Raw genomic sequence first — 22,793 nt, 5'->3', positions numbered from 1 at the left:
TTGCTATTTTTTAATTTATTTATTACGAGAAGCAAACAACCAAGGTGCTTCTTGCATACGCTTTTCTTCGTAACGTCGAATGGCAGACTCATGTTGTAGGGTTAACCCAATGTCATCTAAACCATTTAACAAGCAGTGCTTACGGAAACTGTCGACACTAAATTCAAAGACTGTACCCCGAGGTGAGGTCACCGTTTGTTGTTCAAGGTCGACTTGAATTTGCGCACCTTCTTTAGCGTTCACTTCTGCAAACAACTGATCGACTTCATCAGCTTGTAGCACAATCGGAAGCAAGCCATTTTTGAAACAGTTGTTAAAAAATATGTCGGCAAAACTAGGGGCAATAACCGCACGAAAACCGTAATCGTCTAATGCCCAAGGTGCATGTTCACGGCTAGAGCCACAACCAAAGTTTTGACGAGCTAGCAGGACACTCGCTCCTGCATAACGAGGCTGGTTTAAAACAAACTCATCTCGTAAAGGGCGTCCAGTGCAGTCTTGATCTGGCTGGCCTTCGTCTTGGTAGCGCAATTCATCAAATAAGTTCTTTCCAAAGCCAGTTCGTTTGATGGATTTCAAAAATTGCTTGGGGATAATCATGTCGGTATCAACGTTGGCCAAATCTAGAGGAGCCGCTATACCTGTGTGTGTTGTAAAAGGTCGCATGTTTTCTCTCCTAGTGCTTCACTAACTCGTTAACATCTACAAAATGTCCTGCAATGGCTGCTGCTGCGGCCATGGCGGGGCTAACTAGGTGAGTTCGCCCACCAAAGCCCTGACGCCCTTCAAAGTTACGGTTTGAGGTAGACGCACAGTGCTCACCATTACCTAATTTGTCGGCATTCATAGCCAAACACATTGAGCAACCTGGTTCGCGCCATTCAAGTCCAGCCTCTTCAAAAATGGTGTGTAAGCCTTCTTTTTCTGCTTGCGCTTTAACTAAACCAGAACCAGGAACAACAATGGCTTGCTTTAATGTTGACGCCACTTTTCGCCCTTTCACGACTTCTGCAGCAATGCGCAGATCTTCAATACGAGAGTTAGTGCAAGAGCCAATAAAGACTCTATCTAATACCACTTCCGCTAATGTTGTTTTGCCCTCAAGTCCCATGTATTTCCATGCGCGCGCATACCCTTCTTTCTTAACTGGGTCTTTTTGGTCTTCCGCTTTTGGAATAGGCTGATCGATTGCAATCACCATTTCAGGAGAAGTTCCCCAGGTAACTTGGGGTTTGATGTCTTCGGCCTTGATTACCACAACCTCATCAAATTTCGCATCATCATCTGATACAAGGTCTTTCCATGCAGCAACGGCTTGGTCCCACTGTTCACCTTTCGGTGCATATGGTCGGTCTTTCACATACTCAAGAGTCGTATCATCTACTGCAATCAAGCCGACACGTGCACCCGCTTCAATGGCCATGTTACATACGGTCATACGACCTTCCATAGATAGAGATTGAATACCTGTACCGCCGAATTCAATGGCAAAACCTGTACCGCCCGCCGTGCCAATGGCACCAATAATGGCCAACACAACATCTTTAGCTGACACCCAAGGAGACAACTCTCCATCAACACGAACCAACATGTTGCGGTTTTTCTTTTGTACCAAACATTGAGTCGCAAGCACGTGCTCAACTTCAGAAGTACCAATGCCATGAGCCAATGCGCCAAAAGCACCATGAGTAGAAGTATGAGAATCACCGCATACAACCGTCATTCCAGGTAAAGTTGCACCTTGTTCGGGCCCAACAACGTGCACAATACCTTGGCGAATGTCGTTCATGTCAAATTCGGTAATACCAAATTCATTACAGTTGTCATCAAGGGTGGTCACTTGAATCTTAGAAACTGGGTCTTCAATACCCTCTACACCGTCAATACGCTCTTTTTTAGTCGTCGGTACATTGTGATCCGGTGTGGCAAGGCTCGAAGAAATACGCCAAGGTTTACGCCCTGCCATTCTTAGGCCTTCGAATGCTTGTGGTGAAGTCACTTCGTGAAGCAACTGTAAATCTATATAAATCAATGCGCTACCGTCATCGCGCTGTTGCACTAAGTGGCTGTCCCACAACTTGTCGTAAAGGGTTTTACCTGACATATTCTCTCTCCTAAATCTCCAGTTGCGTTATCCTAAATCTTCCGCTTAAATAACTCAAATTCATATTTTTCATATTTTGGATAATTATTTGGAATGCTAGATATAGGCGAATTACTTACCTTTATAAAAGTGGCTGAAACCGCCTCATTTTCAGAAGCGGCTAACCGTCTATTTATTACTCAGCCTGCAGCCAGTAAGCGAATATCAGCCCTTGAGTCTAGTCTTGGCATAAAACTGTTCGACCGTATAGGCCGTCAGGTGCAACTCACAGAAGCCGGAGCTCGATTACTCCCGAAAGCACAAAAGATTGCAGAAGATTTGCAAGATATAAAACGCAGCATGACACTGCAAATGGAGGGAGTAAGTGGCGAGCTCAAAATATCCACAAGTCACCACATTGGCTTACGCCGCTTACCAAATTCACTAAAACAGTTCCAAGCACTTTACCCTAATGCCCAATTGGAAATTGACTTCACTGAATCTGAAGAAGCTTATTCAAAAATTCTAAAGGGACAAGCTGAGCTGGCTGTTATCACATTAGCCAATACTGACAACCCATTGCTTGAGTCTCATGCTATTTGGTCCGACCCGCTCACCTGTGTGGTAAGCCAAGACCACCCCCTTGCCCAAGAGCGAAATATCTCATTACAGCAATTAGCAAAGCACCCTTGTATATTGCCACAAAAGAACACCTTTACCCGACACATTGCTGAGGGGGCTTTTGCTAAGCATCAGCTCAAGCTCAATGTGCGGATGAGCAGCAACAACCTAGAGACCCTTGCTATGTTAGTGTCTATCGGCTGGGGGTGGTCCCTCTTACCCTCAACCTTAGTCGGTGACAATCTGCATACTCTTAAAATTGAAGACTTAAACGTGGAAAGAAAACTCGGCATTATTCATCATAAGCAACGCACTTTGAGCCGCGCTGCACTCGCCTTTATAGACTTAGTCCAGCAAGACTCAGATGGTCTTTCGGTAAGTACATTTCATAATAAATAACACAGCTCAATTAACGACGTTGGCTTACTAACAATAAGCCCAAAGCCAATAAACTGGTAAAGGCTGCAAAGGTAAAAGACCAGGCACCACCCAGCCATTCCCACAGGTATCCTGTTAGCACCATACCCAAACCACCTCCTAAGCCGATTGCAAAGGCACTGTACATAGCTTGCCCTTGACTGGCAAAACGCTCAGGAAAGAGGCGCCTGATCTGTTCAATAGACACCATATGAAACAGTGCGAAGGTAATACTGTGGAGCATTTGTGTCAGTAAAAGTATCCATAGCACATCGGCAAACCAGCCCACAAGGAGCCACCTTACAATACCGCAAATGAAACACAAAATGACAAGATGAACCACATGAAAGCGATATATAAGATTGCCAAAGAACAAAAACAGGAGGATTTCAATAATGACACCCAGTGCCATAATTAAGCCAATGTGTTGACCTAAGTAGCCGTTATTTTCTAAATGAACCGCGAAAAAAACATTAAACGGCGCATGAGACATAAATGCCAAAAACGCCAATCCAAAAAATAACAAAGATTCTGGTGCTTTCAATAAGGTGATAAAAGACACACTTTCTTTCTCTGCGCTTTTTTCAAATGCCTGCTCGCGAACAAAAAAGATGGTAATAACGGCCAGCAACATACTGGTACACATCGCAGGAATCACCACTTTGGGGCCGAATTCGCCAATTAAAAAGCCCGCCAAAGCCACCGCAAATACATACCCCATAGAGCCGCCAACACGAATTCTTGTGTATGGCACGTCGGTATGACGAATACTTCGCACGGCTAAGGCATCGGTCATGGGTAAAAGGGCCGAATAGAACAACGCCATGGCGCAAGTAATGATTAATAAACTGGTAAAATCCGTGTACCAATTAAAAGGCAACACAGATAAAAAACAACCGATTGTGGCAACTTGCAATAAGCGCTTAGGCACACCAAGTTTAGATGTTAACCAGCCCCAAACATACGGAATCAAAATACCGGATAACGTAAAGGTTGACATTAACCGGCCAATTTCTGAAGCGGTTAAGCCAATACTTTTGTAGTACACCGAAATATAGGGCATCATGACCCCAATGAGACTACAAAAGAAAAAATAATACACAAATAAGGGCCAAGCTACTGGGCGGGCTTTTTTTGAGAACATGGTTTATCCAGAGAAAATAGTCGATAAAAATAATGGCTGGGGACGGTTCATTATGATTATTTTTGTACATAAATTATGCGACATTACAGAATAAAAAGCACTCAATTTTGTAAGAAAATTACCACTTTCACGTTTTACGCACTAGTCACTAACAATCTAACTTCAGCCTTAATTGGTTTCTATTCATAAGGAGCTTGAACCATGTCTGTACAACAAGAGCCTTGGTGGCGTGGCGCCGTCATATATCAGGTTTACCCGCGTAGTTTTTTCGATGCAAATAACGACGGAATTGGCGACCTTGCTGGTGTCAATGGGAAAATACCTTATATTGCCTCACTAGGCGTTGATGCCATTTGGTTATCACCCTTCTTCACCTCCCCGATGAAAGATTTTGGTTACGATGTGTCTGACTATTGCGACGTTGATCCTATTTTTGGCACCTTGTCAGACTTTGATGAATTAATTGAAAACGCTCACCAGCATGGCATTAAGGTGATGATTGACCAGGTTTTAAACCACACCTCTGATCAACATCCATGGTTTAAAGAATCACGCCAGAGCTTAGATAATGACAAGGCAGATTGGTACATTTGGCAAGACGGTAAGCCCGACGGCACCGTCCCTAACAATTGGTTGTCAGTATTTGGTGGGCCAGCTTGGCATTGGGACAGTCGTCGTAGACAGTACTATTTACACAACTTCCTAGATAGCCAACCGGATCTTAACTTTCATAATGAAGAGGTCGTACAAGCCGTATTGGATACCGTTGAGTTTTGGCTCAAACGTGGCGTAGATGGTTTTCGACTAGACACGGCTAATTATTATTATCATGATCTTGCCTTACGAGATAACCCACCTAAGCAAGAAGTCGTAGAGGGAAGCATTGGCGTTCGCCCCGACAACCCCTACGCCTATCAACTCCACCTTTATGACAAATCACGCCCTGAGAATGTGCTTTTTTTAAGGCGTTTGCGGGCACTATTAGACCGCTATCCTGGCACCACAACGGTGGGCGAAGTCGGCTGTGACTTTTCTTTGAAAACCATGGCGGAATACACTCAAGGCAACGACAAACTGCACATGTGTTACTCCTTTGATTTTCTAACTCATGATGCCAGCATGACCCATGTACGAAAAACCATAGAAGATATTGAAAATGAACTTGGTGATGGCTGGCCTTGCTGGGCCATTAGCAATCATGACGTAGAACGAGTTGCTAGTCGTTGGGGTGGCACGCAAGCTAGCCCAGAACTCAGCAAGATACACATGGCTCTGCTGCTGACCTTACGCGGCAGCGTTTGCTTGTATCAAGGTGAAGAGCTCGGCTTACACGAAGCTGAACTCAGTTTTGAACAGCTGGTAGACCCTTTCGGTATCAACTTTTGGCCCGAATTTAAAGGCCGAGATGGCTGTCGAACCCCTATTCCTTGGAAAGACTCTGAGCTTGCTGGATTCACAGAGCACCCCAACCCTTGGCTACCAATTGATGCCACTCAACGGGCTAGCGCGGTTAATATACAAGAAGACGATAAGCATTCTGTACTAAACGCCTATAGAGCCTTTCTACACCTACGGAAGCAACATCCTGCGCTAATCTTTGGAGACATTACGTTTTTACAACACTCAGATACCAGCCTCTGCTTTAGCCGTTCCTACCAAGGCGAAAACCTAATTGTCGCTTTAAACACGGACCAGCAGTCTGTTGCAATCCCCTGTGATGACGACTTAACCGAAGTCGCTCTCCCTAGCAGCCTTAAGGCAGGTAAGAAAACAAATCACAGTATAGAATTACCAGGCTGTAGCCTGTACCTTGGTTATCAGTCTTAACTTCCTTTTAAATAAATAGGGCGGCTTTCTCAAGCCGCCCTATTTACAGTTTTTTCTCGATATTGATCACGCAATACACGCTAGTGTGATTGATCCGGCCATGCATTAATAATGGCTTTAACCAAAGTAGCTAACGGAATGGCAAAGAAGACCCCCCAAAAACCCCATACACCACCAAAGAAAAGTACAGCGACGATAATCGCCACCGGGTGTAAGTTCACCGCTTCTGAGAACAGCAGTGGCACCAGTACATTGCCATCTAACGCTTGTACCACCAGATAGGCTACAAACACGTACCAAAACTCATTTTGGGTGCCAAATTGATAAAACGCCACCAAAACAACAGGAATGGTAACAGCTGCTGCTCCAATGAAAGGAATCAAAACTGACATTCCCACTAACAAGGCTAACAGTTCTGCGTATCTTAGTCCTAAAACGGCGAATACCACATAGGTCACCACGCCCACCACAATCATTTCGATAAACTTACCACGCACATAATTGGCAATCTGCTGATTCATTTCATTGGCTATGGTACGCATCATCTTACGCTCTTTAGGCAACCAAGAAGTTAAATAAACAAGTATTTTTTCTTGGTCTTTTAGCAAGAAGAAAATAACCAAAGGTACAAGGACCAAATAAATCATCAAAGAAAATAAAGAAGGAATACTGTTTAATGAAAAGGACACCAACCATTGACCCAGGTTTGCCATTTCCGTGGCTACAGTATTAAGTGCTTCATCAATGGCATTTTGACTGACATATTCTTTATTGCCACGGGCAAAGCGTTCAATGGATTGCTGGATCACGGTAAACATTCGCGGCGCATCATTGACGAGGCGAACCGCTTGGTGCCAGATAATAGGCACCATCACCCCAATGAAGACAGAACAACTTGCAATAAAGCCAATAAAAACCAATAGAACCGAAGCCGTATGATTCAATCCAAGGCGGCATAATTTGCCCACTACACCTTGTAGAAGAAATGCAATGACAATGGCAATCAATACAGGAGCCAATACGCCGCCCCAAAATGCGAGTACTGCTAAACAACTGATCATTAACAGAAGAAAAACCACCACTTCTTCGTTCGAGAAATAGCGTTTGATCAGGGAATCTACAATCTTAAACATATTAGGCCTACTTCTGTGCTTTACGAATTAAGTAAACGTACACATTATTATCGAGGTTTTGTGACATTAGCGTTAAGCCAACCATTTCGATGTATTGGGGTATATCTTTTAAGGAGCCTGCATCGCAGGTTTCAACACGCAACACTTCTCCTTCCTGCATTTTACTTAAAGCCAATTTGGTTTTTAATAGAGGCATAGGGCAGCGATCTTCTCTTGCATCCAAGATTGCGTCATACTGGTGACTGTCATTGTCATTCATCGTTTCGACCTTGCTTAGTTGTTGTATTCTATTATGAGACTTTTTCCTTACGTTACAACCATATCAACAAGCTTAATGCTTGTTTTCTCAATCGTTTTTAGTACACACATGAAAGCGGACACACCAGATATTGGGGCGGTGAAGAATGAACGCAGCCTAGCCAATCCGGGGTATGTATTAGGACAGCACTGGTTTCGCAAGTTAAATGGTAGTCGCGCTCTGATCGACTTCCCGCCTGCTTACGATTACCTCAAAGATGCGGTGGCCACCCTTACCCCGCAAACTCGATTAAACAACAAATTGGTAGAGATGACTCTACTTAATAGTAGCCAAAGCAACGCCTTTGTTATTCCTGGGAACCATTTATTCATTTATTCTGATATTTTGGAAATGATCAATAATGAAAACATGTTGTTCGCCTTGCTAGCCCACGAATTAGCCCATTTGGAGCTACAGCATTACGAACGTCAGAAACAGCAATCCTCTCAGGAGCTTAGCAAAGCACTGCTATTAATTGGCGCTGGCATCGCCGCTTCACTCGCTGGGGCCGACGGTGATACCACCACTGCATTATGGCTAGGGGGCATTGCTAACCAAGCTGAAAACACCTTGAGTTACAGCCGGGACCAGGAGCAAGAAGCTGATCGCCGTGGTAGAGAGTACCTTGCGGCGGCAGGGTTTCCAGCTGACAGCATGAGCCAGTTGTTTCATGCTTTTTTTAAGCGTGCTCTAGGACGACCTTCTTTAGAGTTTTTATCTACTCACCCTTCTCCGCAGACACGACTAGCCGACTCACTGAGCTTTGAGCAGCCAGCAAGCCTATTGAGCCAACAGCATAAAACCGATTTCGACTACTTTCGAGCAAGCATATTGGCCTATCGCGCAGGACTGAGTGACCAGCCAATGCAATATCTTGCTCAGCAAATAACCAACCTTAACGCCAGTTACTTTGCTAGAGCATTATTTTCTTATCTCGTGAACCAGCCTGAGCAAGCGCTCGATTTTTTGAATCAAGTTGATCAAAGCAACGAGTTTACCCTTTATCTCAAGGCATTAATTTTTCATAAACAACAAGAAAAGGACAGTGCACTGCAGGCTGTGGATGCGGTATTGAAACTGAACCCTAGAAATCTACTGTTCAGCACGTTAAAAGCTGAAATAAATCGACAAAAAGCGCCAATTTCTAGCGCTGACTACCTTTATGAAAAACGCTTAATTTGGCGCACAAACATCCAACACTACCAAAAATTCAATCCTAACTTAGCACTTAGCTATAAAGCCCTATTAGACTTTAGCCAAGGCAAAGATAAAGAAGCACAATTACTTATTCGACGTGCTATTCGAGACATCCCGTCTTCCAACCGCCACTTCCCGGAAGCAGCGCAACAACAATTTGATTTGATTATGGAAGCAGAAAAACAAGCAGGTTTAGAGGACTAAATACACAAAAGCCAGACAATGTCTGGCTTTTAGTAGAGCATGGGATCTATTAAGAATTTAGAGCATCAAATTGCGCTTGCAACTCTTTGTGCTTTAAACGGTATGCTTGCTCTTTTTGGTAGAAACCGCTGATTTTAGAAACATCAACTTGGGCATCAACTTGCGCGCCTTTTAAAGAAAGTGTTTTAGCCAGTGCTTCTACGCCAGCTTGCGCTGTGCGAACACGCTCTCTTTGGCTGTCATCATCACTTGCCATTGCAGTCGATGTCATTAATACAGCAGTAAAGGCGGCCATTGCAGATTTCGTAAATGTGTTCATAATTTTCTCTCCTAAAATAAAGTGTACTCACCTTATTTGTAAATTTTAAAATGCATGTTTGCGTTCGATGGAGTGAATATTAAAGGGTTTTATTTAAATAAAAAGAGGTGGGGAGCGGCTTCCATTTTTGTTCCGTACAAACATAAAAATCGGCGAAATACGTACCTTTTCACAAAAATAAGACATATTTTTAACGAACATGAACAAACTTTTCAAAAGGAGTCACATTGTGTTGATTGAAGGATCAAAACAGCAAAAAGAATGCACATTTAACTGCCCTTGAATAGCGCTAATACCCATTAGGAATAAAACCTAAATCCTAGGTACAAACACCATGAATCAAGCTAGTTTACAGAGTAATATTCCACTGAACCTTGTTTTTTGATAACCTCAAAATCGTTTCACCTATAGAGTGTATGTTATGGCACCTCGCCCACTTATTGATAATCTTGACCATTTAGCTAACCCTTTTACACAGTTCCATCAAATCGCCAATGAGCTTTCACAACATACCCCTTTAATTGAACAAACTGAGTTTTCTAGAGACTTGCAACTCGCGTTATGTTTTATCTATAGCTATAACGGATCAAAAGCCACTTTTAACTCTTATCGAAGAGAAGTAGAACGATTGTTGCTTTGGGCTTGGCATGTTAAATCGTCTACCACTCAGGCGCTCAAAAGAGATCAAATTGAGGAATTTATTCATTTTTGCATGCAGCCGCCAGAGGATTGGATCGGAATAAAAAACGTTGCGCGCTTTAAATTACATATGGGAAGAAGAGAGCCAAATAAAGAGTGGCGCCCTTTTGTTGCCCAAGTGAGTAAGTTAGATTTTAAAAACGGCGAAGCCCCAAAAGCCAAAGAGCACACCTTATCCCAAGCCGCCATTCGTGCCACTTTTTCCATACTTTCCTCTTACTATGGTTTTTTGATGCAGGAAGACGCGGTGGGGCAAAATCCGGTTGCCTTAATTCGCCAAAAAAGCAAGTTCGTTAAAAAAGAGGTCACTCGAAAACAAGTAAGGCGTATATCCAACCTACAATGGGATTATGTTATCGAAACGGCCGAATTGTTAGCAGAGCAAGACCCCGTTACTCATGAACGCACCCTGTTCATCATGAATGCGTTACTCGGAATGTACTTACGAATTTCAGAACTGGTGGCTGATGAACGCTCGGCCCCCGTCATGGGAGACTTCATCAAAGATGCAGATGGACACTGGTGGTTTAAGGTATTGTCAAAAGGGAACAAAGAAAGACTGGTTGCCGTATCCGACGACATGCTGAGCGCACTGACTCGTTATCGACGCTTTCGTGACCTCCCTGACTTGCCGACTGTCGCTGAGCCAACACCTTTGATCCCTAAAACCCGAGGTGTAGGAGCCATGACCAGCTCTCGTCAAGTTCGCAACATAGTCCAAGCCTGCTTTGACCAAGCTTACCTGCGCATGTGTGAGGATGGCATGCAACAGGACGCTGATGATCTAAGAGTCGCAACCGTCCACTGGTTAAGACATACAGGCATATCTGAAGACGTAAAGACCCGCCCTAAAGAGCATGTGCGTGAAGACGCGGGTCATGCCAGCATGGCCACTACAGACAAATACATTGATACCGAGTATCGCGAACGCCATGCCAGTGGACGAAAAAAACAACTAAGACCTGATTAGAGCCTTTTACTCCCAGCGGGATAAGCTGTCCTCATCAATTTGTTTAGCTTGCACCCAAGCCTGCTTATTGCCGTTACTTTCTTTTTTCCAAAATGCTGCGCGACTTTTCAAATAGTCCATAATAAAATCGCAGGCCTGCAAGGCTTCACTGCGATGAGCAGAACTGACACCCACAAAAACAATCTGATCGTTCACCTTGAGCTTACCTACTCGATGAACCAAGGCCACATGCAACAAAGGCCAGCGGCGTTTTGCCTGTTCGACAATGTTAGCAAGATTTCGCTCTGTCATTCCTGGGTAATGTTCAAGTTCAAACGTTGCGCTTTCGGTATCCTCACCTTCTTGAGTAAAATCTCGCACCAAACCGACGAACATGGCAACAGCACCTGTGCGATTTGCTACTAACAAGTTTTGATACAAAGTTGCCACATCAAAATCTTCATTTTGTACTTGAACCATTTAGCCTCCGGTTACGGGTGGAAACAAGGCCACTTCTTGAACATTCAAGGGAATTTCATCTTGATCGCGGCTAAATTCAAAATTGATAGATGACTGAACTCCAGCTTGCAAAAGAACATCGCCGTTTGTCAATTGCGCTGCAACTACCTGCTTAAAATCCATCATGCTCATTGGTAGTTCAACATCTATTTGTGCGCTATCAAGCCCTAGAGATTCTCTTAGGGAAGCAAAAAATACCACATTAACTTTTGTCATTTGCTTCTCGCTGCCAGTCTCCACTTTTACCCCCCTGCTTCTCCAACAAAGCAATGTTTTTGACCACTATGCCTTTATCCACTGCCTTGCACATATCATACAAGGTTAAAGCAGCCACACTCGCTCCTGTTAGAGCTTCCATTTCAACCCCTGTTTTGCCCGTTAGTGCACAGGTACACAAAACTTCTAATTCACAATCGCTGATGACATTGATATCAAGCTTAACCTTAGTCAGCATAAGGGGGTGACACAAGGGTATTAGATCGGCTGTTTTTTTAGCGGCTTGTATGCCTGCAATGCGGGCCGTGGCAAGCACATCACCTTTAGGAAGCCCACCTTTAATCACTTTTTCTAACGTTGCTTTCTTCATTGCAACAATCGCTTGTGCGGTCGCTATACGCTTTGTTAAAGATTTATCAGACACATCTACCATGTGCGCATGACCATCAGAGTCAAGGTGTGTTAAAGATTCATTCATACAATACATTCTTTAGGAGATAAGACTTAAGATAACATTAAGTAAGTACTAATTAATAACTCATTACAAGAATACAATATTATTGGCACGAAATTATTACTATCTTTAGTACAAGATTTAAAAAGGATCAATTAAGGTCTGATCACTGCTTTTTTCACGCTAAAAACATAGCAATAAAACGCAAGATCAAACGAATTTTTATAGGATATTTCACAGAGCAAAGTGTAAATGAAATATATATTTACTATTTTTACATTAATATTTTTATATTCTCAAGCCGCCATTAGTAGCTGGCCTATCAACACCCCATTGCTCGAAATTCCTACCTATCTCGATACTAAGCAATTACCCCCCGAGCAAGCCTTACAAGAAGATTTTAAAACTGACTTATACACTAGTTCGCAAGGCTCAAGTGCTTATGCTTACTGGCATAAACTTAGCTTTGATCCTAAGGATTATGGCGATAATCACGTCATTCACCTGAATCTTGCTTACAATGTCATTGAGTATTTGGATTTTTATACTTTTCAAGGCAAGGAGCTCAAGCAACATTGGCAAAGAGGTGCCCTGCAAAGCTGGACTAAAGAAGGAGGACATGGCAATGGTAATGGCATTTGGATTCCTATAGAGCTTTCAACAGAACACACGACCACCTTACTTATTCGCAAACAAGGTGAGCACCAGTTGCTGACACCAATAAGCCTGTACGACACTCACTCCGCGAACCAAGCCATTCACAGCGAGGTTTTTTTTTGGATTATCGTCATTACTGGTATGGCGGTATTGTTAATACATAACCTCTTTGTCTTCGGTTTACTTCGCAACCCAGGATTCGGCTACTACCTTGCTCTTAACGCTTTATTATTCATTTCAGTATCTTCCATTTTGGGTTTCAGCCGCTGGATCTTTAATGAGCAATTCACTCAATTCCTAGTGGCCAATTTGTTTAGCGTATTTGCCTTGGCGGCTTGGTCTTTATACCGCTTTAGTCTTAGTTTTCTTGCAGAAATGAACATTCCTAAAGCAGATTGCCCCATAAAACGTTATGGGAATTGGTTTTTTGCAACGTATTTTATCGCCACCTTTTACCTCCATACACAAACTGCAGGCATCATATTTGCTGCTATAGAGATTTGTTTGTTTATATGTTGCTTTTATTGGGGGGTTAAAGCCTACCGCAAGGGCTTTACTGCCGCTCGCTTTTACCTATTTTCGTGGCTAACCCTTATGATTGGTAGCGTGTTAAACACTTGTATTTATTGGCAAATATTACCTGTTAACCTTTATACTCAAGCCATCTTACCGGTTGCTTCCATCATTCAACTATTGGGCATTTCCTTTGCTTTTGTCGATAAAGCGCGCCATATTGAACTCAGTCGACAACTTCAATTGCACATGGACAGCAGTACACAGACCCCTAATCGCGTGTATTGTTTTGAGCAGTTAGGCCAACTGTTAGCTGACCGTTACAATCATGCTCTTGTCATGATTGATATCACAAATTACGCCAAACTAAGCCAAGCATTTGGACCGGCCAAAGCAGATAAAGTAATGTGCGACATAATCGTACGCATACATAGACAGCTCATTCAAATAGAAGATGTGCTAGCTCTTCCTCTCGCCAACAAACAGTCCGCCTTTATTATGAGAGTATCATCAACTAGAGTGGCTTTTGTAAGTACTAATCCGCGAGTTTTACCCGACCAAATAGCGAGTCTTAAGAAGGTATTGGATTTAACCACTAATGTAGATAAGGTCTACATTAGACATCAATACAACATAGGCAGCGCAATCTACCCCTCTCAGGGCAACACGATAGATTCGCTTTATCAGAATGCCTTAGTCGCTTGCGATCTAGCCAGTGCCAATGACATGCACTGGCTCACCTTCACCAGTGATTTAAAAAACGCCCACGCAAAACAACTTAATATGGTGGGGTTACTGACAGATGATATTGAAAAAGGCCGCCTTCATTTTGACATTCAACCGCAAGTTGACTTGAATACTTTACAAGTTGTCGGTGGCGAGGTTTTGATGCGCTGGAACAGTGAACAACTGGGCTTTGTATCGCCCGGATTATTTATCCCGTTAGCAGAAAAAACTGGGCTAATAAACAAACTCACTTGCTTTATCATTAATGAAACATTTCGCTGGGTATCTCAGCACCCTCAAGCCACCTATGAACGTAGTTTATCCATTAATATTTCAGCCTTAGATTTACTTCAACCCAACTTCGCAGTGCAAGTCATTGAGAAAATGGAACAATACGAAATTACTCCCTCTAGTATCAATATAGAAATTACGGAAACGACCATATTTGACGATAACGAAAACGTGCGAAGCAATGTAAAACAACTACAAGTTGTGGGCTTTAAGCTTTCAATCGATGACTTTGGTTCTGGTTATAGCTCCCTACAAAACCTCATTCATCTGCAAGTTCAAGAACTGAAAATTGACCGATATTTTGTCGAAAAAATCACTTCAGACCCTCAGGGCGCTACTCTGTGCCGATCTATGATTAGCCTGAGCCGTGAACTCAATATACAAAGTGTGGCGGAAGGAATTGAAAAACCGGAAGAAGTCACCTTACTTAAAGAGTGGCAGTGTAGAATTGGTCAAGGCTTTCTTTTTCACAGACCGATTTCACCCGATAAATATTTAGAATTAATTGCCTAACTCTGTGATCTTGATGTATTTCACCAACCAAGCATTTGGTGCATAATGCCAAGCTCTTGTTTAGTTTAATGGACCACCTGATACAGCATGAGTTTGCTCGATGATTATCGATTATTAGAAATTCCAACCCATGCCAGTGAGCAAGAAGCAAAGGCGGCGTTTCGTCGACTTGCTCGGCGCTATCACCCTGACAAGAACCCTAATAGCGACACAACGGCGCACTTTCAACGTTTACAGCTTGCTTATCAGAACATTCTTAACGCCATTAAAAAAGCGCAACAAGCAGGTGACTGGCAGCCCTATCAATTTCAACAGGAAGAGCATCACAATAGCTCAAACAACTTCCATAAACAGACTAACAACCACTCTGACGAAGAGCAAAAAGCCTTTATACGAGAGCAGCAACGTGTTTATGAGGAGATGAAGCGCAACACGGCACAACAAGAAAAGGCTCGCAATGAGGCTATTCAAGCGGCTCGTAACACACTGAATGAAAAGCGATTTCGAGCCTTATATGAAGAAACAGCGAAAGCTGGAGCTCGTCAACACAGTCATTTTGAGCAGAATCAGAAAGAACCTTTTTATAGCGAACCACAACAACCGCATCAAACTGCTTCTGATCTTAAATTTACTTCAGCAGCTAAACCTATTCGACTGTCGGCTGCTAAGGCAGCCTTCCAAACGGTCAGTTATATTGTGTGTTTTGCCGCAGGTATTTACGCGACCCTATATTGGCAAAAGCATGATCAAAAAAGTGATAACAAAGAGATTCGTTCTGCCTATGTGTCAGGTCTTTATCCTCAGTTTAGAACGGGTGTAAATCATACACTGCAAACCACTCAGCTTTATGCTGAACCCAATACAACAAGTGCCAAGTTAATCAGCATCCCTAACCAATCTGACGTACAAGCCATTAAGCTTCAAGGTGACTGGCTTACTGTGCGCTACCAAAATACAAACGGCTGGGTACAAGCAAAAAATCTAGGCTTTGGTTCCTATCAAGAAACACATAGTCGACTTTGTATTGGTCACCCAGGTGCGGCACCTCAACATGGCGCCCTGATAGGCTCCGCTAATGGCAACAGCCGCTTACGCATTCTCAATCAACATGCTACACCAAGCCTATTGAGATTTGAGTCCTTTGATGGTCGCCCCAGTTTTTCGATATATCTGTATCCTAAACAAGCTTTTGCAGCGAATTTCATACCAAAAGGTCGCTACCGTTTGGTATTAGAGACAGGTTCGCTGTATCATCACGCCTGTCATCAATTTCTTTTTAATAATCAAAGTAAGGTGATTCTAGACAGTGTCGATTTTGCTAGTACTGAGCAAACACTCTCTATTGCCCCTTAATAATTTGTTTTCAGCTGAGTTATTCATACATCATGTTAAGTAATATTCGCATTGTTCTAATCAACACCTTTCACCCTGGTAATGTTGGCGCCATTGCACGCGCCATGAAAAATATGGGGCTAACAAATTTATATTTGGTCGACCCTAATGATTACCCTTCTGAAGAAGCCACCAGCCGTGCTGCAGGGGCGGTAGATGTATTAGAAAATGCCACCATTGTCGACACTTTTGAAGAAGCTATTGCTGATTGTAGTTTGGTAGTTGGTACCAGTGCGCGCCATCGTACTTTTCAATTGCCTTTAATGAACGCCCGAGAATGTGCTGAAACAGTGATCCCTGAAGCCCATCACCACTCGGTAGCAATTGTTTTCGGACGAGAAACCACCGGCCTACTTAATGAAGAAATCGCTCAATGTCATCGCCAAGTTTATATTGATGCAAATACTGAATACCCTGTGCTAAATATTTCTCAAGCGGTACAAATTGTAGCCTACGAAATTTGGATGGCTGACCAAAACAGCCAAATCACGCAAAAAGACACTCCCGAATATCCTCACAAGAAAGACATGGATTTATTCTATGAGCATCTTGAGGAAACACTTTACGGCATTAACTTTATTGTGCGTAATCACCCAGGCAAGGTCGTTGATAAGCTTCACCGCTTCTTCAACCGCTCCCGTCCTGAAAAGCAAGAGCTAGGCATCTTACGCGGAGTGTTAGCTGCTGTTCAACGTGAAGCAGGCTTACTTGATCAAAGTAAAAAAGAAAAGTAACTTAGTAGATCGCGCCATTGCTCTTAAAATAGTCATGGTGCCTTATGCTACAAATCAAACTGGCTGGGCATCACGACGACATCTCTAATTGTCATATTCCTTGGCCTCGTTAACATAAACATCAGAATTTCCGCTATTTCTTTTGCCTCAACTAGGCTCCCATTTCGTTTCGCTTGCTCAAGCTTTTCTTTTGGCCAATCAGCAATGAGTGCCGTTTCAACAGGCCCTGGAGACACAGAACCCAATCGTAATCCATGCTTAAAAACTTGCCTTCTGGTAGTTTGCACAAAGCAATCTATTGCCCATTTTGAAGAAGCATAAACTGGCTCCCAAGGGGTTGGGTAATGGGCTGCAAGTGAACTGGTCACTAAGATGTCCCCTGTTTCTCTTGGAATCATATGAACTATTACATCACGAACGTTCTTCATAACCACGTTCACATTAAGATTCATCATTCGATCAATGTCGTCCGGTTCTGCATCAATGAGGTCTCCTCCAACATACAAACCGGCATTAGCATGAAAGATATCAATATGATCAACAAGTTCTAAAACACTAGGAATTAAAGACTTACAAGCTTGTATATCCAATAAATCCAACACTAATGGCATTGCCGACTCGCCAAGCTGAGACACCACTTTACCTAATGCTTTCTCATCGTAATCTACCAGCACTACTTTCGCCCCCTGCTCGATCATGGCCTCAGCACTGGCTAAACCAATTCCTGATGCCGCTCCGGTGACCACAGCACATTTGCCTTGTAGTAATCTTGTCATTTGAGCTCCTTCGGCTAATTTTCTTGTTTTGTCAAAGATATACGTTTTTTCACTCGCTTGAAAGCCAAACAAAAAACACTGAATGACTAGGCCAAGTCATTATTTCAGCTTATTATTCATGCATGCGTACTCTAACTTTACAACAAGCACAAAAAATCATTCTGCTATCGCAGGGGCTAGCTAATAAGCCGATGAAAGGCCACAGCTACCACAAAAGCCTGCAATCGTTAAAGCGGTTAGGCTATGTGCAAATTGATACTATCTCCGTCGTGCAAAGAGCTCACCACCACGTACTATGGAGTCGCAACTCGCTTTATCAAGTTAATCACCTTGATCGAATGGTAGAGGACAAGCATGCCTTTGAATATTGGTCTCACGCTGCTTCTTACCTAGACATGGAGAACTTTCGATTTAGCTTACCTCGCAAACAGGCTTTAAAATCAGGCACACAACAGCATTGGTTTAAAAAAGACCCTCAGCAAATGCGTTATGTGCTAGATCGTATTCGTGCTGAAGGGCCATTAATGGCAAAAGATTTTGACTCCAACGTTAACAAGCGAACAGGTTGGGAAGCTAAGCCAACCAAACAAGCTCTTGAGAACTTATTTATGCAAGGTGACTTAATGATCGCCAAGCGACAAGGGTTTCATAAGGTCTATGATCTCACCGAGCGCGTACTTCCCGAGCAGGTGTCTAACCAACTCCCTAGCCCAGCAGAACATGCTGAATTTTTAATCCTTGCTTACCTTCGAGCCCAAGGCATCGGCCAGCCCAATGAGTTTAGCTACTTACTCAAAGGAGTTAAGCAAGAAGTGGAGTTGGCTCTGAAACGGTTAAGTTATGAAAGGAAAATCACTAAAGTTATTATTGCTGGTGAGCCATACTATACAACCACCGAAGCACTGAGCTTACTCGATTTACGGATTTCTCGACAATTCGCCAAAATACTCTCCCCCTTTGATAACCTTTTAATTCAAAGAGAACGAATGAGAAAGCTGTTCAATTATGACTACACCATTGAATGTTATGTGCCGCAGGCCAAACGTCAATTCGGTTATTTTTGCTTACCGATCCTATGGCAAGGAAAGCTCATTGGTCGAGTTGATTGTAAGGTTCATAGAAAGGTTCAACATCTTGAAATACTGCAACTCTTTATCGAAGACTCAAGCATTCAAGAGGACGACTTCCTCAGCGCTTTTGAAATGGAGTTGGCTCAATTTGCCGCTTTCAACCAAGCCAAACCACCATCAAATTACCCTATTCACTTCGTGACTTAACCAGAGGTAACAAAAGGCTCGCTTCACTCTTAATGTAGACTAAAGTACTCTTTATCTACCACAGCCAAAAGCGATAAACCATAATCAGCAATTAGACGGATCACTCACTGTAACTCAGATTGATCCCGGCACTGAGCAAGAATTCGGCTGCCAAACTGTGTCTCACTTACCTCTATATGACAAAAAGTTTCTTGCCAGTCTTGAGGAAGAGGTTCTGCCACATGAATCTCATAGAGTTTAAAAGAGCTATGCTGTTCTGCTAACATCAGCACTTTTAACAGTGAGCGGTGAAGATATGATTGCACCTAAATATGGACAGCGTAAACTAGCCAAGTACTTTAATGACATAAACCTTATGGAGCAATCGGTTAATCTTCAGCTTTGATATTTAAGCGCTGGAACAATAAAAGAAGTCACAACGCTTAGAAACCACCTTAAGCTGGTTGGCGGGTAGCCGCCATAACCACATCGCGTATGTTGACATTTTGAGGTTGGCTATACATAAAGACAGCAGTTTTAGCAATATCATCTGCCGCGAGCACGCCTCCCATCGATTCTTTCCACTCGTTATATCCGTCAATAATGGCTTGATCAGTAGTATGGCTCAGTAGCTCAGTGTCAACTGCGCCTGGGCAAATACTCATTACGCGAACATTGGCATCTGCCACCTCTTCACGAACATTTTCTGTCATAGAGGACACAGCAAACTTAGTGCCAACATAAGCGGCGTGATTTGGGAATGATTTTTTACCCGCTATAGAGCTTACATTTAGGATGGTACCGCCATTACGTGCTTTCATATCTGCCAATACCGCTTGCATTCCATGCAACAACCCCATGACATTGACATTAAACATAGTCTGCCACTGGACTGGGTCTTGCTGGTCGATCTGGCCTAGCAGCATGACACCAGCGTTATTGATAAGACAATCTACAGGGCCATACACGCCTTCAGCTTCTTTGATTGCAAAGGCCAGCGCTGCGCCATCCGTTATGTCAACTTGCTTGCAGAGTGCATTGGGTAGACCTAACGCTTCCATTTTTTCCACGCGACGGCCTATCAATAAAAGTGGGTGGCCTAGTTCAGCAAAACGTTTTGCCATCGCAGCCCCAATTCCTGAGCTTGCACCGGTAATTACAATAAGTGGTTTACTCATTATTCCTTTCCTTTTCCTATGTGTTTGATTAAGTTAGACACACTATAGGTTTTACTTTTATACTGATAAACCCCAATAGTTTTAAAAAATTGTTAAGTTTAAATGAACAATATATCTTGGCGCGCCATTCGTGCATTCTTATTAGTAGCTGAATATCAAAGCTTTACCTCAGCGGCAGAAGCCTCGGGCTTTTCGAAAGCCAATTTAAGTCAATTAGTTACTGAGCTGGAAAAATCATTAAGTGTTCAGTTACTCCACCGAACAACTCGGCAATTACGTTTAACAGAAATTGGTGCTGGATATTATCAACGCTGCAAGCGCGCCATGTTGGAGCTGGACTCAGCCGCAGAGTGGGCGATGCAATCAACCGACTCTTTAAAGGGCATCATCAAGATGAACTCTGTAGGAGGCTTGTTCGGAGAAGAATTGGTTGCTCCAATGGTACTAGCATTTCAGAAAGCTCACCCCGAAGTACAGGTGCACTTGGACTTCTCCAGCCTTAGAGTGGACCTACTAGACAGCCCATATGACTTAGTTCTTAGAATGGGTGACTTACCGGACTCTAGCCTAATTGCACGTAAGGTACACACTGTAACCACACGCTATGTAGCCAGCCCTAGCTACCTGTGCCAGTTCCCACGTATTGAACAACCAGAAGACCTCAAGCGACTTACGCTCATTTACGGCTCAGTGAATAGTTGGGTCATGAGCAAAAACCAGCAGCAGCGTATTATTCATATAGATCAAGGCATAAGAATAAACAGTGGTCGCACTATGACTAGGGCGGCTATAGACGGCTTAGGGGTAACCCGCGTAGCCGATGTATATTGCCAAGCAAACATAAACAAAGGTGATTTGGTTGAAGTATTACCCGATTGGGCAGAGGAAACTCCCATATCCTTAGTGTGCCCGCCCAATCGCTACCAGTTAAGTCGAGTCAAACTACTCATGCAATGGATCCGTGATCGATTCGATGAGCGTTATCAAGGCTTGTTAAATGGGAAAGAAGTGTAATGTGCCTCATGCAACACAGTGCAATATTCCCTTACAACTTGCTATATCCTTGATCTATATATGTGTTTTACCTCGCTATTTGTTTTATGATGATGTTTGAACCGTTAATTAAGCCGTTGCCGGACCCTCAGAATAAGGATGTTACATGGCAAATAAAAGTACATCTTCATTGAAGCTACGCCAAGCCGCCGATTCTTACCGTTCGATTTTAGACGCTTTAGAAGAATGGGTTGTGGTCGTCGACCATAATGCACGCATTTTCTTTTTGAACCGACCTTATGCGCGCTTCCTAGGTGTTAATGCCGAAGAGGTAAAGGGCAAGAAAGTCACTGACGTAATCGAAAACACCCGTATGCACATTACCATTCACGATGGTGTCGCTGAGCGTTTAACCATTCAGCGCATTCGCGGTAGCAACATGATTGCCAGCCGTTTTCCCATTATGGAACAGGGGCAAGTAATTGGTGCGGTAGGCACTGTTGTTTTTCATGACACCTACGAATGGAAACGCATTAATAGTCACATTAAAGCCTTATTAACGGAACAAGAATACAAAAACCTTGAGTCTAAGCCCCAATCAAGTTCGTCTGCCCACTACCGGTTGGCCGATATCGTAGGAGATAGTAAGGTCATTAAGTCGTTGCATAAGACCATTACCCAAGTAGCAACCGGAGATGTAACAGTGTTATTACGAGGGGAGTCCGGTACAGGTAAAGAGCTTTATGCCCACGCCATTCATCAGCTTTCTGAGCGTGCCGATGCTCCCTTCATTAAAGTAAACTGCGCTGCGATCCCTGAGAACCTGCTGGAAAGTGAGTTATTTGGTTATGAGGAAGGCGCTTTTACAGGTGCACGTAAAGGTGGTAAAGCTGGTAAATTTCAATTAGCCAATGGAGGAACACTGTTTTTAGATGAGATCGGTGACTTGCCCTCTTCTATGCAGGCAAAGTTGTTGCGCGTATTACAAGATCGCGAAGTCGAGGCCGTTGGCAGCACTCACTCTACCCCTGTTGATATTCGTTTAATTACTGCTACTCACCGCCCCCTAGAATCACTCATTGAAAGTGGTGATTTTCGAGAAGACCTCTATTACCGTATTAATGTCGTCAATGTTTCATTACCACCTTTAAGAGAGCGCCCTGAAGATATTACCAAGCTTGCAGAACATTTTTTACAAAACTTATCTCGTCGGACAGGTCGACGAGCTCCCAAGCTAACGGCACAGGCCATGACTGCTTTGCTTGAGTATCACTGGCCTGGAAATATTCGCGAACTAGAGAATGTTATGGAGGCTGCTTTTTACACTGCCACAGATAGAAAAATTCCACTGTCTCTACTGCCTAGCAGCATTACCAAACAGAGCGTTGCAGGCTCAAGTTCTCAAGTTGGTCCAAAATCGGATAACTTGAATCATACAATTGTTTCGGGAACACTCAGGGAGCAGCTAGATAGAGCTGAAAAAATAGCTTTAGAACAAGCACTTATTCAAAATCATGGCAATAAAACGCAGGCAGCAAAGCAACTTAATGTCAGCAAATCTACTTTTTATGAGAAGCTTACCAAGCATAATGTATGTTAATCATAAAGATAATTCCGGAAAATCAGTCACTATCCGATTTTTCGGACAATTATTTTATTTTTATAAGCACACACTCTTCCAAAA

22 protein-coding genes are annotated in these 22,793 nt (G+C 43.2%); 10 read left to right on the top strand and 12 right to left on the bottom strand.

What is annotated here, in order from left to right; translation table 11 throughout:
• Positions 1–15: 15 nt before the first annotated feature.
• Positions 16–666, bottom strand: a complete 651-nt coding sequence (leuD, locus tag ACYVGZ_RS09520; protein WP_460754501.1) for a 3-isopropylmalate dehydratase small subunit — start codon at positions 664–666, stop codon at positions 16–18.
• Between the two features lie 10 nt (positions 667–676).
• Positions 677–2,104 (bottom strand): 3-isopropylmalate dehydratase large subunit, encoded by a 1,428-nt coding sequence (gene leuC, locus ACYVGZ_RS09515; protein ID WP_460754499.1) that lies wholly within the window; start codon positions 2,102–2,104, stop codon positions 677–679.
• 93 nt (positions 2,105–2,197) lie between these two features.
• Between leuC and ACYVGZ_RS09510 the strand changes: the two genes are divergently transcribed.
• Complete coding sequence (locus tag ACYVGZ_RS09510) at positions 2,198–3,103, top strand: LysR family transcriptional regulator (protein WP_460754496.1); 906 nt, start codon at positions 2,198–2,200, stop codon at positions 3,101–3,103.
• Between the two features lie 10 nt (positions 3,104–3,113).
• Here ACYVGZ_RS09510 and ACYVGZ_RS09505 read toward each other — a convergent pair whose 3' ends face one another.
• Positions 3,114–4,265, bottom strand: a complete 1,152-nt coding sequence (locus ACYVGZ_RS09505; protein WP_460754493.1) for an MFS transporter — start codon at positions 4,263–4,265, stop codon at positions 3,114–3,116.
• Between the two features lie 201 nt (positions 4,266–4,466).
• Here ACYVGZ_RS09505 and ACYVGZ_RS09500 point away from each other — a divergent pair, with 201 nt between their 5' ends.
• Positions 4,467–6,092, top strand: a complete 1,626-nt coding sequence (locus ACYVGZ_RS09500) for an alpha-glucosidase (protein WP_460754491.1) — start codon at positions 4,467–4,469, stop codon at positions 6,090–6,092.
• 80 nt (positions 6,093–6,172) lie between these two features.
• Here ACYVGZ_RS09500 and ACYVGZ_RS09495 read toward each other — a convergent pair whose 3' ends face one another.
• Together ACYVGZ_RS09495 and ACYVGZ_RS09490 are read right to left on the bottom strand one after the other, a co-directional pair.
• Positions 6,173–7,225, bottom strand: a complete 1,053-nt coding sequence (locus ACYVGZ_RS09495) for an AI-2E family transporter (protein WP_460754488.1) — start codon at positions 7,223–7,225, stop codon at positions 6,173–6,175.
• Positions 7,226–7,232: 7 nt separating this feature from the next.
• Entirely contained in the window at positions 7,233–7,484 is a 252-nt protein-coding gene (locus ACYVGZ_RS09490) for a sulfurtransferase TusA family protein (RefSeq protein WP_460754486.1), read from the bottom strand.
• A 108-nt stretch (positions 7,485–7,592) separates the two neighbouring features.
• Here ACYVGZ_RS09490 and ACYVGZ_RS09485 point away from each other — a divergent pair, with 108 nt between their 5' ends.
• A complete protein-coding gene (locus tag ACYVGZ_RS09485) occupies positions 7,593–8,924 on the top strand; it encodes a M48 family metalloprotease (RefSeq protein ID WP_460754483.1) in 1,332 nt (443 codons plus the stop codon).
• A 49-nt stretch (positions 8,925–8,973) separates the two neighbouring features.
• Here the strand turns inward: ACYVGZ_RS09485 and ACYVGZ_RS09480 are convergent, their stop codons facing one another.
• Positions 8,974–9,243, bottom strand: a complete 270-nt coding sequence (locus ACYVGZ_RS09480; RefSeq protein WP_460754480.1) for a hypothetical protein — start codon at positions 9,241–9,243, stop codon at positions 8,974–8,976.
• A gap of 421 nt (positions 9,244–9,664) precedes the next feature.
• On the opposite strand from ACYVGZ_RS09480, the gene ACYVGZ_RS09475 reads away from it, so the two are divergent.
• Positions 9,665–10,912 carry a tyrosine-type recombinase/integrase gene (locus ACYVGZ_RS09475; RefSeq protein WP_460754477.1) on the top strand — a complete coding sequence of 416 codons (1,248 nt, stop codon included), beginning with the start codon at positions 9,665–9,667 and terminating at the stop codon, positions 10,910–10,912.
• A gap of 6 nt (positions 10,913–10,918) precedes the next feature.
• On the opposite strand, the gene ACYVGZ_RS09470 is transcribed toward ACYVGZ_RS09475, so the two are convergent.
• From ACYVGZ_RS09470 to moaC, 3 genes are read right to left on the bottom strand one after another with little or no spacing between them, the layout of a single operon-like run.
• Positions 10,919–11,371 carry a molybdenum cofactor biosynthesis protein MoaE gene (locus tag ACYVGZ_RS09470; protein WP_460754474.1) on the bottom strand — a complete coding sequence of 151 codons (453 nt, stop codon included), beginning with the start codon at positions 11,369–11,371 and terminating at the stop codon, positions 10,919–10,921.
• On the bottom strand, positions 11,372–11,626 hold the full coding sequence (locus tag ACYVGZ_RS09465; protein WP_460754472.1) for a MoaD/ThiS family protein: 255 nt from the start codon (positions 11,624–11,626) through the stop codon (positions 11,372–11,374).
• Positions 11,613–12,104, bottom strand: coding sequence for a cyclic pyranopterin monophosphate synthase MoaC (gene moaC, locus ACYVGZ_RS09460; RefSeq protein ID WP_460754469.1), 492 nt, complete (start codon positions 12,102–12,104; stop codon positions 11,613–11,615). Before moaC ends, ACYVGZ_RS09465 begins: the two co-directional genes overlap by 14 nt.
• A gap of 228 nt (positions 12,105–12,332) precedes the next feature.
• Between moaC and ACYVGZ_RS09455 the strand changes: the two genes are divergently transcribed.
• From ACYVGZ_RS09455 to trmJ, 3 genes are all read left to right on the top strand, one after another.
• Positions 12,333–14,780 carry an EAL domain-containing protein gene (locus ACYVGZ_RS09455; RefSeq protein ID WP_460754466.1) on the top strand — a complete coding sequence of 816 codons (2,448 nt, stop codon included), beginning with the start codon at positions 12,333–12,335 and terminating at the stop codon, positions 14,778–14,780.
• Between the two features lie 87 nt (positions 14,781–14,867).
• Positions 14,868–16,133, top strand: a complete 1,266-nt coding sequence (locus ACYVGZ_RS09450; RefSeq protein WP_460754463.1) for a DnaJ domain-containing protein — start codon at positions 14,868–14,870, stop codon at positions 16,131–16,133.
• 32 nt (positions 16,134–16,165) lie between these two features.
• A complete protein-coding gene (gene trmJ, locus ACYVGZ_RS09445) occupies positions 16,166–16,906 on the top strand; it encodes a tRNA (cytosine(32)/uridine(32)-2'-O)-methyltransferase TrmJ (RefSeq protein WP_460754460.1) in 741 nt (246 codons plus the stop codon).
• Positions 16,907–16,953: 47 nt separating this feature from the next.
• Here the strand turns inward: trmJ and ACYVGZ_RS09440 are convergent, their stop codons facing one another.
• Complete coding sequence (locus tag ACYVGZ_RS09440) at positions 16,954–17,682, bottom strand: SDR family oxidoreductase (protein WP_460754457.1); 729 nt, start codon at positions 17,680–17,682, stop codon at positions 16,954–16,956.
• 122 nt (positions 17,683–17,804) lie between these two features.
• Between ACYVGZ_RS09440 and ACYVGZ_RS09435 the strand changes: the two genes are divergently transcribed.
• Complete coding sequence (locus ACYVGZ_RS09435; protein ID WP_460754454.1) at positions 17,805–18,959, top strand: winged helix-turn-helix domain-containing protein; 1,155 nt, start codon at positions 17,805–17,807, stop codon at positions 18,957–18,959.
• Between the two features lie 104 nt (positions 18,960–19,063).
• Here the strand turns inward: ACYVGZ_RS09435 and ACYVGZ_RS09430 are convergent, their stop codons facing one another.
• Positions 19,064–19,225, bottom strand: coding sequence for a hypothetical protein (locus tag ACYVGZ_RS09430; RefSeq protein ID WP_460754451.1), 162 nt, complete (start codon positions 19,223–19,225; stop codon positions 19,064–19,066).
• Between the two features lie 168 nt (positions 19,226–19,393).
• Positions 19,394–20,116 (bottom strand): SDR family oxidoreductase, encoded by a 723-nt coding sequence (locus ACYVGZ_RS09425; RefSeq protein ID WP_460754448.1) that lies wholly within the window; start codon positions 20,114–20,116, stop codon positions 19,394–19,396.
• A 102-nt stretch (positions 20,117–20,218) separates the two neighbouring features.
• Between ACYVGZ_RS09425 and ACYVGZ_RS09420 the strand changes: the two genes are divergently transcribed.
• Both ACYVGZ_RS09420 and ACYVGZ_RS09415 read left to right on the top strand, forming a co-directional pair.
• Positions 20,219–21,130, top strand: coding sequence for a LysR family transcriptional regulator (locus ACYVGZ_RS09420; protein ID WP_460754445.1), 912 nt, complete (start codon positions 20,219–20,221; stop codon positions 21,128–21,130).
• Positions 21,131–21,275: 145 nt separating this feature from the next.
• Positions 21,276–22,709 (top strand): sigma-54 interaction domain-containing protein, encoded by a 1,434-nt coding sequence (locus ACYVGZ_RS09415; protein ID WP_460754442.1) that lies wholly within the window; start codon positions 21,276–21,278, stop codon positions 22,707–22,709.
• The last annotated feature ends 84 nt before the right edge of the window (positions 22,710–22,793 follow it).

Source organism: Marinomonas epiphytica, assembly GCF_054780655.1.
Note: the sequence above shows the minus strand (reverse complement) of the source record. Positions and strands in the feature narration are given on the sequence as shown.

Coding starts and splice junctions, on each gene's coding strand:
- moaC (WP_460754469.1), bottom strand. CDS start 12,104: ATGAATGAATCTTTAACACACCTTGACTCTGATGGTCATGCGCACATG.
- ACYVGZ_RS09420 (WP_460754445.1), top strand. CDS start 20,219: ATGAACAATATATCTTGGCGCGCCATTCGTGCATTCTTATTAGTAGCT.
- ACYVGZ_RS09470 (WP_460754474.1), bottom strand. CDS start 11,371: ATGGTTCAAGTACAAAATGAAGATTTTGATGTGGCAACTTTGTATCAA.
- ACYVGZ_RS09505 (WP_460754493.1), bottom strand. CDS start 4,265: ATGTTCTCAAAAAAAGCCCGCCCAGTAGCTTGGCCCTTATTTGTGTAT.
- ACYVGZ_RS09480 (WP_460754480.1), bottom strand. CDS start 9,243: ATGAACACATTTACGAAATCTGCAATGGCCGCCTTTACTGCTGTATTA.
- ACYVGZ_RS09490 (WP_460754486.1), bottom strand. CDS start 7,484: ATGAATGACAATGACAGTCACCAGTATGACGCAATCTTGGATGCAAGA.
- ACYVGZ_RS09455 (WP_460754466.1), top strand. CDS start 12,333: ATGAAATATATATTTACTATTTTTACATTAATATTTTTATATTCTCAA.
- ACYVGZ_RS09435 (WP_460754454.1), top strand. CDS start 17,805: ATGCGTACTCTAACTTTACAACAAGCACAAAAAATCATTCTGCTATCG.
- ACYVGZ_RS09465 (WP_460754472.1), bottom strand. CDS start 11,626: ATGACAAAAGTTAATGTGGTATTTTTTGCTTCCCTAAGAGAATCTCTA.
- ACYVGZ_RS09495 (WP_460754488.1), bottom strand. CDS start 7,225: ATGTTTAAGATTGTAGATTCCCTGATCAAACGCTATTTCTCGAACGAA.
- ACYVGZ_RS09450 (WP_460754463.1), top strand. CDS start 14,868: ATGAGTTTGCTCGATGATTATCGATTATTAGAAATTCCAACCCATGCC.
- leuD (WP_460754501.1), bottom strand. CDS start 666: ATGCGACCTTTTACAACACACACAGGTATAGCGGCTCCTCTAGATTTG.
- ACYVGZ_RS09485 (WP_460754483.1), top strand. CDS start 7,593: ATGAAAGCGGACACACCAGATATTGGGGCGGTGAAGAATGAACGCAGC.
- ACYVGZ_RS09430 (WP_460754451.1), bottom strand. CDS start 19,225: ATGTTAGCAGAACAGCATAGCTCTTTTAAACTCTATGAGATTCATGTG.
- ACYVGZ_RS09415 (WP_460754442.1), top strand. CDS start 21,276: ATGGCAAATAAAAGTACATCTTCATTGAAGCTACGCCAAGCCGCCGAT.
- leuC (WP_460754499.1), bottom strand. CDS start 2,104: ATGTCAGGTAAAACCCTTTACGACAAGTTGTGGGACAGCCACTTAGTG.
- ACYVGZ_RS09440 (WP_460754457.1), bottom strand. CDS start 17,682: ATGACAAGATTACTACAAGGCAAATGTGCTGTGGTCACCGGAGCGGCA.
- trmJ (WP_460754460.1), top strand. CDS start 16,166: ATGTTAAGTAATATTCGCATTGTTCTAATCAACACCTTTCACCCTGGT.
- ACYVGZ_RS09500 (WP_460754491.1), top strand. CDS start 4,467: ATGTCTGTACAACAAGAGCCTTGGTGGCGTGGCGCCGTCATATATCAG.
- ACYVGZ_RS09475 (WP_460754477.1), top strand. CDS start 9,665: ATGGCACCTCGCCCACTTATTGATAATCTTGACCATTTAGCTAACCCT.
- ACYVGZ_RS09425 (WP_460754448.1), bottom strand. CDS start 20,116: ATGAGTAAACCACTTATTGTAATTACCGGTGCAAGCTCAGGAATTGGG.
- ACYVGZ_RS09510 (WP_460754496.1), top strand. CDS start 2,198: ATGCTAGATATAGGCGAATTACTTACCTTTATAAAAGTGGCTGAAACC.